Here is a 13126-nt window from a genome sequence, read left to right on the forward strand (position 1 = left end):
CTATATATAGCCTGGAGGAGTGAACACATTGGAATATGTGATTGAGATGCTAGGAATCCGCAAACAGTTTGGGGATTTCGTGGCGAACGACAATATCACCCTTCAACTACAAAAAGGTGAGATCCATGCACTACTTGGTGAAAATGGAGCTGGTAAATCTACTTTAATGAACGTGCTTTTCGGTTTATATCAACCAGAAGCTGGAGAAATTAAAGTAAACGGTAAAGAAGTTCAAATTACCGATCCTAACAAGGCAAATGACCTTGGCATTGGGATGGTTCACCAACACTTTATGTTAGTTGAAAATTTTACGGTGACAGAAAACATTATCTTAGGTAATGAAACAACTAAGATGGGTATGATCAACATTCGCAAAGCTGCGAAAAAAGTTCAAGCCTTATCTGAAAAGTATGGATTAGATGTTGATCCATATGCGAAAATCGAGGACATCTCAGTAGGGATGCAACAACGTGTTGAAATTTTAAAAACACTATATCGTGGAGCAGAAATTTTAATCTTCGATGAACCTACAGCATCTTTAACACCTCTTGAAATTGAAGAATTGATTCAAATCATGAAGCGTTTAATCGCAGAAGGTAAATCAATTATTCTAATTACACACAAACTGAAAGAGATCATGGAAGTATCAGATCGTGTAACAATCATCCGTAAAGGTAAAGGGATTGGTACAGTAACAACTTCTGAAACGAACCCAGATCAACTTGCAGAAATGATGGTTGGTCGCCAAGTTGTATTCAAAACTGAAAAAACTGAAGCGACACCAAAAGAGCCAGTTCTTCAAATTGAAGGCCTAACTGTAAAAGATAATCGTAATATCGAGCGCGTTAAAAATCTTAATCTTACCGTTCGTGCTGGTGAAATTGTTGGTATTGCAGGTATTGATGGTAATGGTCAATCCGAGCTAATCGAAGCAATTACCGGTCTTCGCAAGGCGTCATCAGGAACAATCGCCTTAAAAGGTAAGGATATTACAGGTTTAAAACCTCGTAAAATTACAGAATCAGGAATTGGACATATTCCACAAGATCGTCATAAGCATGGTTTAGTGCTAGATTTTCCAATCGGGCACAATATTGCGCTTCAAACGTACTATCAAAAACCAATTTCTAAAGGCGGCATTATCGACTATAAACAAGTAAATAAATTAGCAAAAGCAATTGTAGAAGAATATGATGTTCGCACGCCAGGTATTCATACTGAAGCTCGTGCATTATCAGGTGGTAATCAACAAAAAGCAATTATCGGTCGTGAAGTAAACCGTGATCCAGATTTATTAATTGCTGCGTTACCAACTCGTGGCCTTGATGTAGGTGCCATTGAATTTATTCATAGACGCTTAATCGAACAACGCAATAAAGGAAAAGCCGTTCTATTAATCTCATTCGAATTAGATGAAGTTATGAACGTGTCAGATAATATCGCGGTAATTTATGACGGTTCAATTATGGACGTTGTAAAACCATACAAAACAACAGAACAAGAGCTTGGTCTACTAATGGCTGGACAGTCACTACATACTAAGCAAGATAAGGTAGGTGACGAATAGTGTCTAAAAAGTGGATTTCGGTATTAATACCAGTCATTTCAATTATTTTAGGCTTAATCGTTGGTGCAATCGTAATGCTTGCAACAGGTTTTAATCCAATTGATGGTTATATCGCTCTTTGGAATGGTGTATTTGGAGATAGTTATAACTTAGGTGAGACAATTCGTGCAATCACTCCTTATGTATTTGCCGGTTTAGCAGTAGCCTTCGCATTCCGTACAGGTATGTTCAACATTGGTGTTGAAGGTCAGTTAATCATGGGGTGGTTAGCTGCCGCATACGTAGGTTATGCATGGGATCTACCAAATGGTATTCACGCAGCCGTAGCAATCATTGCTGCAGCGGTAGCCGGTGGACTTTGGGCATTCATCCCAGGTCTTCTAAAAGCAAAATTACAAGTACATGAAGTTATCGTTACAATTATGATGAACTACATTGCACTTCACGTTGCCAACGCAACAATCAATTACTTATCTGATGGTAAAGAAAAAACAGAAACGATCAAAGAATCAGCTTCACTTACTTCTAACTTCTTGGGTGAGTTAACAGATTTCTCTCGTTTACACTGGGGTTTCGTAATCGCATTAGCAGCAGTAATTGTTATGTGGTTTATCTTACAAAAAACAACTCGTGGTTATGAGTTAAAAGCAGTAGGTTTCAACAAAAATGCTGCTGAATATTCAGGCATGAATGTTAAGAAAAACATCATTCTTGCAATGGTAATTTCAGGTGCTTTTGCCGGTCTAGGTGGAGCAATGGAAGCATTAGGAACATTCGGCAACATCATGAAAATGACAGCATTCTCTGGTATTGGTTTTGACGGAATCGCAGTAGCTTTACTAGGTGCAAACCAACCATTCGGTGTTCTTTTAGGTGCAATCTTATTCGGTTCACTAAAAAATGGTGGACTGAATATGCCAAACGAAGCTGGTATTCCAGACGAAATCGTATCAATCGTAATCGCATTGATTGTATTCTTCGTTGCATCTGGTTACATCATCCAATTAGTGCTTACTAAAATGGGTAAAAAGAATAAAAAGAACAATAAGAACGTAAAGGGGGAAGAATAATATGAGCTTTTTAGATGTCTTGCAGTTCATAATTCCCGCTGCGATTTTATACGCTTCTCCATTAATAATCACTGCAATTGGTGGTGTCTTCACAGAACGTGCAGGTGTTGTAAACATCGGTCTTGAAGGTATTATGATTATGGGTGCTTTTATCAGTATTGTCATCAACTTAACTTTTGCTGACCAGCTTGGCTCATGGGCTCCATGGGTAGGTTTAGCAGTAGCGATGTTTGTAGGTATTGTATTCTCATTAATCCTTGCAGTTGCGGCAGTATCATTACGTGCAGACCAAACTGTAACAGGGGTTGCCTTAAATATGTTAGGTTTAGCAGTTGCAGTATTTGCTACTAAACTTTTATATGATAAAGGTCAAACAGACTCAATTAACGAACGTTTTTCTCGTTTCGATGTACCCGGATTAAGTGAAATTCCAGTCATCGGTAAAATGTTCTTCACAGATGTATATGGCACTTCAATTTTAGCAATTGGTGTTGCCATTCTAGCTTGGTTTGTACTTTTCAAAACACCATTTGGCTTACGATTACGTTCAGTAGGTGAGCACCCAATGGCGGCTGATACTATGGGTATTAAAGTAGCTCGTACTCGTTACTACGCAGTAATGATTTCAGGTGCTTTAGGTGGTATTGGTGGTGCAATCTACGCTCAAGCAATCGCAGGTAACTTCAGCGCTGGTACAATCAGTGGTCAAGGTTTCATGGCAATTGCAGCAATGATCTTCGGTAAATGGCATCCACTTGGTGCTTTAGGAGCTGCGCTATTCTTCGGTTTAGCACAATCACTAAGTATTGTAGGTGCAACAATCCCTTACGTAAAAGAAGTACCAGAATTTGTACTTCTTGCGTTACCATATGTATTAACAATTCTTGCACTTGCAGGATTTGTTGGTAAAGCCTCAGCTCCAAAAGCTTCAGGTAAACCATATATTAAAGGAAAACGATAAAATTCATAAAAGATTGGTTACTCTTACTTAGAGTGACCAATTTTTTTAATTCATCCCAGATGTAAACTAAACTTTTTTGTACTTGATTACTAATCGTATTTTGGCTGTAAATCAATCGAATCGTTTATAGGCATATGCATTGCGTTTCATAGCTTTTGTTTTGTTATTAGTGCCATTCGAAAAGCCACTTGAGTAACCAGAAGCAAAACTTTTTAGTATTTCTATCTGCCAGCTTTTCATTGTTTAAATGGCAGATGGACAAGAATGAGGGATCTCAATATAAAGGCATACTTCCCTCAATTTTTCGATTTTTTTGTGATTGAAATATCTCTTAATCCTAGAATATTCATGTAGCACAGTTAAGCCTTTTTTAGCATATAGCGTTTGGAGCTAGACAGAGAAAGAAAAGTGAAAAACGCTTGTTCATATACGAGGGTACTGCAAGGTTTGAAAGGTTGGTTTACATCTGGAATGAATAAAAAAGGTGATTGAAATCGAAAAACCAATTTCATTCACTCCACCATTTGACACATAGCTAATCAAATAATGAAAATCGGTGTGAGGGAGAAAAGTCGTTCGTTTTCATGCGCTTTTTAGTAGGGATTTCGTTTATGGAATAGTTTAATGTGAAAAGAATAATTATACGGAATTTTCAATAATTTAATAAGAAGTGTTTACAGCATATAAATGTTGGCAAATAGCTTTATTTCGTGGCTGATTAGTTGCCAAATGGTGAATTGCAAAGGTATGATTGTAATAGAGCTTTAATTGATGACAGGAGGGTTTTCATGTTTAACACAACAGAGATTGCAAAAGGTGTTAACGTATATACACGTAAGACGGATCAATTCAAAACAGTGAATTTTTCTATCAAATTTAAAAAAGAACTTCTTAAAGAGGATACAGCGTTACGAACAGTTTTAACGAATGTTCTTCAACATAGTAATGAGCAGTTTAAAACAGCAGCTGAGATGAGAATGTACTTAGATGATTTATATGGTACGGTTCTTTATTTAGATACGACTAAAAAAGGAAATGAATATATTACATTACTTAATGTAGAAACGGTAAATGATCATTTCTTAAAAGATGCAGATGTATTGAATAAAGTGTTAGAACTTATGCATACCGTTTTATTCAATCCGAACTTTACAGATGGTCTATTCCAATCAACAATCGTAGAGCGTGAAAAAGCGATGGTTATTGACCGTATTCAATCTGTATTTGACGAAAAATCTCGTTATGCGCAAGTGAAGTTACAACAATTATTCAGACCGAATCATCCAGCTTCTACAGGAGTGAACGGTACTGTTGAGCTTGTTGAAGCCATTACACTAGAAGCTTTAAAACAAGCATATGAAGAATTATTAGCGAATGACTTTATCGATATTTTTGTAGTAGGAGATATTGATGAGGATGAAATGGTTCGTTCATTGAAAAAATATTTACCATTTACTGATCGTAAAGATGAATACAAAAAAGTAGCAGTTGAAGATACAACACCTGTTACAGATTACCGTAAAGAACAAGTTGAGATGCGCCAAGCGAAATTACATATCGGTTATAAAGCGCCGGTTAGATTTAATGATGAAGAATTTTTCACTATGCAAATCTTTAATGGTATTTTCGGTGGTTATCCGCATGCCAAATTGTTTACAAATGTACGTGAGAAGGAATCATTAGCATATTATTGCGGTAGCTCATATTCATCTCAATATGGTGTTATGTATGTTACTTCAGGCATCGAAGCAGAGAATGAGGAAAAAGCACTTCGTTTAATCGATGAGCAGTTAGAAGCGATTCAAAACGGTGAAATTACTGATTTAGAATTGATTCAAACGAAAGCAATGTTAAAAAATCAATTAACGGAAGCTCTTGATTCTGCTAGAGGACAAATCGAAATCTACGATCAATACCGTGAATTACCGATTCCATTTACAATTGCAGCACTTAGCGAGAAATGGGATGCAGTGACGAAGGAAGATGTAGCAGCAGTAGCTAAGAAAGTACAGCGTGAAACGGTATTCTTCTTAACTGGAACGGAGGAAGTTTAATATGCAAAAAGTACAATTTGATCAATTAGGCGAAGAATTATATTATGAAAAACTTGAAAATGGTTTAGATGTCTATATTTTACCGAAAAAAGGATTTTCTAAAACATTTGTTACGTTTACGACTAAGTACGGTTCAATCGATCGCACATTCGTACCAATCGGTGAAAAAGAGCCGATTACTGTTCCGGACGGTATCGCACACTTCTTAGAACATAAAATGTTTGAAAAAGAAGATGGCGACGTGTTCCAAAAATTCTCTCAATACGGTGCTTCTGCGAATGCATTTACATCATTCACACGTACTGCGTATTTATTCTCAGCGACGAATCATATTTATGAAAGCACAACTACTTTATTAGACTTCGTGCAACAACCTTACTTTACGGAGCAAACAGTTAATAAGGAAAAAGGAATTATTGGTCAAGAGATTACGATGTATGATGACCAACCTGATTGGCGTGCATTTTTCGGCTCAATCGAGAATTTATATGAGAAACACCCAGTAAATATCGATATTGCGGGTACTGTTGAGTCAATTGATGGTATTACAGCCGACCATTTATATACTTGCTACAACACTTTCTACCATCCTTCGAATATGTTGTTATTCGCAATTGGTTCAGTAGATCCTGAGCAAATGATGGCTCATATTCGTGAAAATCAATCTCAAAAAACTTTCCCCGAAGCGACGGAGATTGAACGAATTGAAGTAGATGAACCTTTAGAAGCCTACCGCAAATCAAATGAATTACGTATGGATATTCAAAAGAAAAAAGCTTATGTATCATTTAAGTCGAGAGAAACTCAAATTCAAGGGCGCGAAATGTTGAAACATGAGTTAGCGATTCAGCTTGCATTAGACTTAATGTATGGTCGTTCTTCAGAATTCTATGAAGATATGTATGAAAAAGGCTGGATTGATGAGTCTTACTCTTACGACTTTTCATTAGAAAAAGGTTTCGGTTTTGCGATGGTTGGTTCGGATACGCAAGAACCTGAAAAACTTGAGTTAGCGATCAAAGAAGTAATGAATCAATCTGCTATTGAGTTACCATTTGACCAAGAAATGTTAGAACGTGTGAAACGCCGTAAAATCGGTTTCTTCCTACGTGCATTAAACTCAATCGAATTTATTGCCAATCAGTTCACGCGTTACCAATTTAATGATATGAACTTATTTGATGCAGTTCCTGTCATTGAAGAATTGACGATTGAAGATGTCAAAGAAGCGATGAAATCAATTCAAGGCGAATCACAACAAGCAATCTTCACGGTATTGCCTTTGAAAGAACAAGCCTAATGATTTCTAAAAAGTTTTGTTTAGTACTAGGGGCTTCTGGAGCGATTGGTTCTGCCATTGCAAAGGACTTAGCAAATGATGGTTGGTCACTTTATTTACAATTTAATCAAAATGACAAGCCTGTTAAGGAATTATTACTTCAACTTGAAGTAGAGTTCCCGAATCAAGAGTTCATGCTCGTACAAGCAAATATGATGGACGGGGCTGCTGCTGAAAAAATAGCAGCTTCAGTCTTTTCATTACAAGCGATTGTTGTGGCAAGTGGTCAGTCATTGTATAAATTAATTGATGATACGACACCTGAAGATATGCAAGCTCTATGGAAAGTGCATGTGCAAACACCGATTGAATTAATTTCAAAACTTGCGCCAAAACTTCGCAAAAACAAAGTATCGTATGTGACGATGATTGGTTCAATTTGGGGAGAAGCAGGCGGTGCAGGTGAAGTAGTCTATTCAACTGTCAAAGGTGCGATTCATGCTTTCGTAAAAGCATATGCGCAAGAAGTTGCTTATAACGGCATTCATGTAAATGCAGTAGCACCAGGTTTAATTAATACGAAGATGAATGGACATTTATCCGAAGAAGAGTTTCGCATTCTATTAGAAGAAATTCCGATGGAGCGAGCAGGTAAGCCAGAAGAAGTTGCTCATTTAGTAAACTTTCTACAATCAGGCAAAGCGGATTATATGACGGGCCAAATTTTACGACTTAATGGCGGCTGGTATATATAAATAATTTCCCGGGGAATAGTGACAAATCGTCATTATTCCCTGTCATTATGAGTACAATTGTAAAAAATTATATATTAATACACCTAGTTACCTTTTACCTCTTTAAAAATATGGTGAAATCAGCTATTATGGAACATAGAAATGTTTTATTCGTCGGTATAATAGAAGGGATCGTTGTATGTGAAAGAATGGTATTTTGAATACGAAATTCAAATCAATCGTCCGGGATTATTAGGTGATATTTCTTCACTACTAGGTATGTTACGTGTCAATATTGTAACCATTAACGGTGTGGATAAAGTTCGTCGTGGGATGCTTTTAAGAGCTGAAAGGGAAGAACAAATCGAGCGCTTCATGAACATTGTGTCAATTATGGAAATGATTAAAGTAACGAAATTTAGAATACCAACTACGAGAGACAGATTAGCAATTCGTCATGGACGTTACATACAGAGGGAAGCAGATGAAAAGAAAACTTTTCGTTTTGTTCGTGATGAATTAGGAATTCTTGTAGATTTTATGGCAGAGCTTTTTAAAAAAGAAGGCCATAAATTAATTGGTATTAGAGGAATGCCACGAGTAGGTAAAACAGAATCAATCGTAGCTTCAAGTGTTTGTGCGAATAAAAAATGGTTATTTGTTTCTTCAACAATGATTAAGCAAACTGCTAGAAATCGCCTACATGGTGATGAGTACGGTGATCAAAATATTTTCGTATTAGATGGTGCGGTAACACGACGCTCAAGCGATGAGCAACATCATCAATTAGTACGTGAAATCATGAATTTACCTACGATTAAAGTAGTCGAACATCCGGATATATTTGTACAACATTCGGAATATGCAATTGAGGATTTCGATTATATTATCGAATTAAGACATCATCCAGATGAAGAAATCACATATGAACGTTTGGAGAGAGAAAATTCTTTCCAAGATTCTGATGGTTTCGGTGGTTTTGGAGGATTTAATTTTTAATAATTAGGTAGGTGTGTGTAATTGACGGAATTAGGAAATCGTTTGAAAGAAGCAAGGTTATCTAAAGGTTTTAGTCTGGATGATTTACAAGAAAAAACGAAGATTCAAAAAAGGTATTTATCTGCAATTGAGGAAGGTAACTACGCAGTAATGCCAGGTACTTTCTACGTTCGAGCATTTATTAAACAATACGCAGAAGCAGTTGATTTAGATGCGCATGAATTGCTAGAAACATACAAATCTGAACTACCTACTTCTAAGGTTGCAGAAACGCTAGGAACTGGTGCAACAATTGAACAAGGTAGTCAATCGACTAGACGAACTACAGTGGCGAAATCGATGGGACAAAGCAAGAAGTTCTCAGAAGTAATGCCAAAATTCGTCGTTGCATTATTTATTATTATTGCTGTAGCTGTAGCTGCTTTCTTAATGTTAAAACAACCGGATAACAATGGGGTTGAGGATCAAAAAGAACCAGCGAAAACTCAGGAAAATTCAAGCGTTGCAAAAGATCCGGAAAAACCGGCTAAAGAAGAACCAAAGAAAGAAACACCTAAAAAAGAAGAAGCAACTCAAAAACTTTCTAAAGGTGAAGTTGGTTCTGACGGTGTCACTACAACATACACATTATCAAAAACAGCTGATTTCAAAATCCGTGTAGACGTTACAGGCGATAACTGGATTGGTCTTACAGATGAATCTGGCGCTACGATTGGTGAATCAGGTATGTTCTCTGCAGGCGATAAAATAGAAGCAGATGCAAAAGATAAGAAAAGTGTTCGTATTCGACTTGGAGCCGCTGCAAATGGTAAAATATTTGTAAACGGAAAAGAAGTGAAGCTGGTTACACCAGTTACAGAACAAACGACTCAAAATATCGTTATTAAATTAGCTGAAAAAGAGTAAAGATAGCCCCATATGAGATGGAAGTATTTTCATCTCATGTGGGCTAATCTATTATATTTTCAACTTTAAAAGGGTGGAAAACACATGAATATACCTAATAGAATTACTGTATCCCGTATCTGTTTAATACCAATTTTCGTATTGGTTATGGTATTAGACTTCGGATGGGGTGACATTACGCTATTAGGCGCAACTATGCCAGTTGAACATTTAGTTGGAGGAATTATCTTTATTGTTGCTTCTCTTACTGACTGGATCGATGGTTATTATGCGCGTAAACATGATTTAGTTACAAATATGGGGAAATTTTTAGACCCATTAGCAGATAAACTATTGGTTTCTGCGGCATTTATTTTATTAATTGAAATCTCTGATAAAGTACCTGCTTGGATCATTATCGTGATTATTAGCCGTGAATTTGCGGTTACAGGATTACGATTAATCTGTGCTGAACAAGGTGAAGTAGTTGCAGCCAACCAACTTGGTAAAATTAAAACTTGGGCTCAAATTGTAGCAATCACACTGCTGTTATTACACAATGTTATTTTCGAAATGTGGAATTTCCCAGCAGATGTTATTATGCTATGGGTAGCTCTAGGATTCACAGTTTGGTCAGGAATCGAATATTTCTGGTTGAACCGTCGAGTTTTATTAGAATCAAAATAAGACATCAACAAATTTAGTAGATGTTCACTAAAAACGGAATCCGCACTCTCGCGTGATTCCGTTTTTGTCCTCTATATATTAATTTAGGAGTGTGATTGGATGAATGCAGAAATTATAGCAGTTGGTTCGGAACTACTTTTAGGGCAAATCGCTAATACGAACGCTAAATTTATTTCAAGCCAACTATCAGAACTAGGCATTAATGTTTATTATCATACCGTTGTAGGTGATAATCCGAAACGTTTAGTACAAGCAATAGAAATCGCTGAAAAAAGAGCAGATTTAATTATTTTCTCTGGTGGCTTGGGCCCGACGAAAGATGATTTAACGAAGGAAACAATTGCGAAGCATCTAGGTCGAGGTATGAAGGAAGATTTAGAGGCTATGAACATGATCGAAGCTTTCTTTGCAAAGAGAAATCGTCCAATGACGGCGAATAATCGTAAACAAGCACTCGTGATTGAAGGCTCAGAAGTTCTCGCAAACGAAAATGGCATGGCTCCAGGTATGTTTATACCATTAGAGAACAGTATCGTCATTCTTTTACCAGGGCCGCCGAAAGAATTAGAGCCAATGTTCCAATTCGAAGCGAAACCAAAGCTTGCAAAACTCGTATCAGATGGCGGTTTAATCGTTTCTCACGTCCTCCGTTTCTATGGGATTGGTGAAGCGGAATTAGAAGATCGCGTACAACATATAATTGACCAACAGACGAATCCAACAATCGCACCTTTAGCTGGAGATGGCGAAGTAACTTTACGTATTACTGCCAAAGCAGCAAGTGAAGAAGAAGCATGGTCACTGATCACGCCGACACGTACGGAATTACTTGAAATCGTTGGTGACTATTTATACGGTGTAAATGATGATTCTTTAAGTAGTAAATTAGTAAATATGTTGATTGAAAATGATTTGAAGATTTCTGCAGCTGAAAGTCTGACTGCAGGGCTATTCCAATCTGAATTAGCCGCAATACAAGGTGTCAGTCAAGTATTACAAGGTGGCATGGTGACTTATACGGAAGAAATGAAAATCAATCAATTAGGCGTTCCGAAAGAAATTATTGATCAATATTCGGTTGTAAGTGCAGAATGTGCAGCTTCAATGGCCATTAATATAAAAGAAAAATTTAATGCAGACATAGGCGTTTCGTTAACAGGCGCTGCTGGACCAGGCAAACACGCAGATCAACCTGTTGGTACTGTGTGGATTGGGATTGCATTCCGCGATGACGAACCACTAACTTTTGAACTTAATTTACAAGGTATGCGCAATACAAATCGACTAAGATCTGTAAAAACGGCTATATACCGATTGATCCAATTGCTATCAGAAAAAGGGTACCGTAAAATATAGTTAGATTTTAATTTTCACGCATAAAAATGCTTCAAAATAAAAAAACGAATATTTGTTCCCTTTTTACTTGTGGTTTTCTCACAAATAAAGTATAGTTAAGTTAATAAAAAAAGAGAACGTATTTTCCGGAGGAGGAAATAATTTGAACGAACGTAAAGCTGCGTTAGACAACGCACTAAAACAAATTGAAAAGCAATTCGGTAAGGGTTCAGTAATGAAACTTGGCGAGAAATCAGATATTAAAATTCAAACTTCATCTAGTGGTTCACTAGCTTTAGATACAGCACTAGGAATAGGCGGTTACCCTCGTGGACGTGTAGTAGAAATCTACGGACCAGAAAGTTCTGGTAAGACAACTGTTACTTTACATGCGATTGCTGAAATCCAAAAAAATGGTGGTCAAGCTGCGTTTATCGATGCTGAGCATGCATTGGATCCTGTATACGCACAAAAACTAGGTGTTAATATTGATGAATTACTACTATCTCAACCAGATACGGGTGAGCAAGCTTTAGAAATTACTGAAGCTCTAGTACGTAGTGGTGCAGTTGATATTATCGTAATTGACTCAGTAGCAGCATTAGTACCAAAAGCTGAAATTGAAGGCGAGATGGGTGACTCACATATGGGTCTACAAGCTCGTTTAATGTCACAAGCATTACGTAAATTATCTGGTATTATTAATAAATCGAACTGTATCGCTATTTTCATTAACCAAGTTCGTGAAAAAATCGGTGTTATGTTCGGTAACCCTGAAACAACTACTGGTGGACGTGCGTTAAAATTCTACTCATCTGTTCGTTTAGAAGTGCGCCGTGCTGAGTCAATCAAGCAAGGTAATGATATCGTTGGTAACCGTACGAAAATCAAAGTTGTTAAAAATAAAGTTGCTCCACCATTCAAAACTGCTGAAGTTGATATTATGTATGGTGAAGGAATTTCTAAAGAAGGCGAGATCATTGATATTGGTGTTGAAAAAGACATCGTTCAAAAATCTGGTTCTTGGTATGCATACGGCGACGAACGTTTAGGTCAAGGTCGTGAAAATGCGAAAGAATTCTTAAAAGAAAACCCGTCTGTTAAAGACGAAATCTCTCGTAAGATTCGTGAGGAAGCTGGAATTGCTGATGACGAAATCACTGCTTCTCCAGAAGAAGAAGAAGAGATGGATAAAGAGTTAGCTTTAGAATTAGAAGGTAAATAACATCAAATATGGTCGGGCCATCTCGTATGGTTCCGACCTTTTTTATGGCTAATTCTTTGTATTCAATCATCATGAAATTTAGAAATGATCGGGTAGGCATGAGGAATCTTAGGCATCTCAATATAAAGAATTGGTAAAACTGTGCTTTTTTTGCCTTTTCTCACACACATCAACACTGAAAGTTAAAGCGTGCATTGTTTTAAGATTCCAACATATATAATTGAACCGTGGAACCATTATAGATCATTGCGATCTATAATCGAACAAGTTTTATTACCGGTTTTTAGAAGTTTCAAACATTTATTTCAAATAATTGGTTGGAAGCGCTTT

General features: G+C 36.9%; 12 protein-coding genes. 11 read left to right on the plus strand and 1 reads right to left on the minus strand.

The genetic code is table 11. The features are described 5' to 3' along the window. Nucleotides 1-28: 28 nt before the first annotated feature. The 3 genes from DF281_RS05610 to DF281_RS05620 are packed head-to-tail and all read left to right on the plus strand — an operon-like array spanning nt 29 to nt 3598. Entirely contained in the window at nt 29-1567 is a 1539-nt protein-coding gene (locus tag DF281_RS05610; protein ID WP_109349272.1) for an ABC transporter ATP-binding protein, read from the plus strand. Continuing rightward, nucleotides 1567-2637: an ABC transporter permease gene (locus DF281_RS05615; RefSeq protein ID WP_109349273.1), complete on the plus strand. Its 1071-nt coding sequence runs from the start codon at nt 1567-1569 to the stop codon at nt 2635-2637. The genes DF281_RS05610 and DF281_RS05615 overlap by 1 nt, the downstream gene beginning before the upstream one ends. A gap of 1 nt (nt 2638) precedes the next feature. Next, nucleotides 2639-3598: an ABC transporter permease gene (locus tag DF281_RS05620; protein ID WP_109349274.1), complete on the plus strand. Its 960-nt coding sequence runs from the start codon at nt 2639-2641 to the stop codon at nt 3596-3598. 111 nt (nt 3599-3709) lie between these two features. Here DF281_RS05620 and DF281_RS15070 read toward each other — a convergent pair whose 3' ends face one another. Then, a complete protein-coding gene (locus DF281_RS15070; RefSeq protein WP_109349275.1) occupies nt 3710-3838 on the minus strand; it encodes a transposase in 129 nt (42 codons plus the stop codon). 548 nt (nt 3839-4386) lie between these two features. Here DF281_RS15070 and yfmF point away from each other — a divergent pair. From yfmF to recA, 8 genes are all read left to right on the plus strand, one after another. After that, the gene (gene yfmF / locus DF281_RS05630; protein WP_109349276.1) at nt 4387-5652 is read left to right on the plus strand and encodes an EF-P 5-aminopentanol modification-associated protein YfmF; all 1266 of its coding nucleotides are present in this window, start codon (nt 4387-4389) and stop codon (nt 5650-5652) included. Between the two features lies 1 nt (nt 5653). Next, the gene (gene yfmH, locus DF281_RS05635; RefSeq protein ID WP_109349277.1) at nt 5654-6952 is read left to right on the plus strand and encodes an EF-P 5-aminopentanol modification-associated protein YfmH; all 1299 of its coding nucleotides are present in this window, start codon (nt 5654-5656) and stop codon (nt 6950-6952) included. Further along, nucleotides 6952-7686 carry an elongation factor P 5-aminopentanone reductase gene (gene ymfI, locus DF281_RS05640; protein WP_109349278.1) on the plus strand — a complete coding sequence of 245 codons (735 nt, stop codon included), beginning with the start codon at nt 6952-6954 and terminating at the stop codon, nt 7684-7686. The genes yfmH and ymfI overlap by 1 nt, the downstream gene beginning before the upstream one ends. Nucleotides 7687-7866: 180 nt before the next feature. Beyond that, nucleotides 7867-8664 carry a DUF3388 domain-containing protein gene (locus DF281_RS05645; RefSeq protein ID WP_109349306.1) on the plus strand — a complete coding sequence of 266 codons (798 nt, stop codon included), beginning with the start codon at nt 7867-7869 and terminating at the stop codon, nt 8662-8664. 21 nt (nt 8665-8685) lie between these two features. Beyond that, nucleotides 8686-9570: a helix-turn-helix domain-containing protein gene (locus tag DF281_RS05650; protein WP_109349279.1), complete on the plus strand. Its 885-nt coding sequence runs from the start codon at nt 8686-8688 to the stop codon at nt 9568-9570. An 84-nt stretch (nt 9571-9654) separates the two neighbouring features. Continuing rightward, complete coding sequence (gene pgsA, locus DF281_RS05655) at nt 9655-10236, plus strand: CDP-diacylglycerol--glycerol-3-phosphate 3-phosphatidyltransferase (RefSeq protein ID WP_109349280.1); 582 nt, start codon at nt 9655-9657, stop codon at nt 10234-10236. A gap of 99 nt (nt 10237-10335) precedes the next feature. Continuing rightward, on the plus strand, nt 10336-11592 hold the full coding sequence (locus DF281_RS05660; protein WP_109349281.1) for a competence/damage-inducible protein A: 1257 nt from the start codon (nt 10336-10338) through the stop codon (nt 11590-11592). A 142-nt stretch (nt 11593-11734) separates the two neighbouring features. Continuing rightward, complete coding sequence (gene recA / locus DF281_RS05665; protein ID WP_109349282.1) at nt 11735-12796, plus strand: recombinase RecA; 1062 nt, start codon at nt 11735-11737, stop codon at nt 12794-12796. Nucleotides 12797-13126: the final 330 nt, after the last annotated feature.

Source organism: Kurthia zopfii, assembly GCF_003143955.1.
Lineage (GTDB): Bacteria > Bacillota > Bacilli > Bacillales_A > Planococcaceae > Kurthia > Kurthia zopfii.

Bases quoted from the DNA above. Each gene is read 5' to 3' on its own strand.
- DF281_RS05620 (WP_109349274.1), top strand. From the start codon at position 2,639: ATGAGCTTTTTAGATGTCTTGCAGTTCATAATTCCCGCTGCGATTTTA.
- DF281_RS15070 (WP_109349275.1), bottom strand. From the start codon at position 3,838: ATGAAAAGCTGGCAGATAGAAATACTAAAAAGTTTTGCTTCTGGTTAC.
- yfmF (WP_109349276.1), top strand. From the start codon at position 4,387: ATGTTTAACACAACAGAGATTGCAAAAGGTGTTAACGTATATACACGT.
- yfmH (WP_109349277.1), top strand. From the start codon at position 5,654: ATGCAAAAAGTACAATTTGATCAATTAGGCGAAGAATTATATTATGAA.
- ymfI (WP_109349278.1), top strand. From the start codon at position 6,952: ATGATTTCTAAAAAGTTTTGTTTAGTACTAGGGGCTTCTGGAGCGATT.
- pgsA (WP_109349280.1), top strand. From the start codon at position 9,655: ATGAATATACCTAATAGAATTACTGTATCCCGTATCTGTTTAATACCA.
- DF281_RS05660 (WP_109349281.1), top strand. From the start codon at position 10,336: ATGAATGCAGAAATTATAGCAGTTGGTTCGGAACTACTTTTAGGGCAA.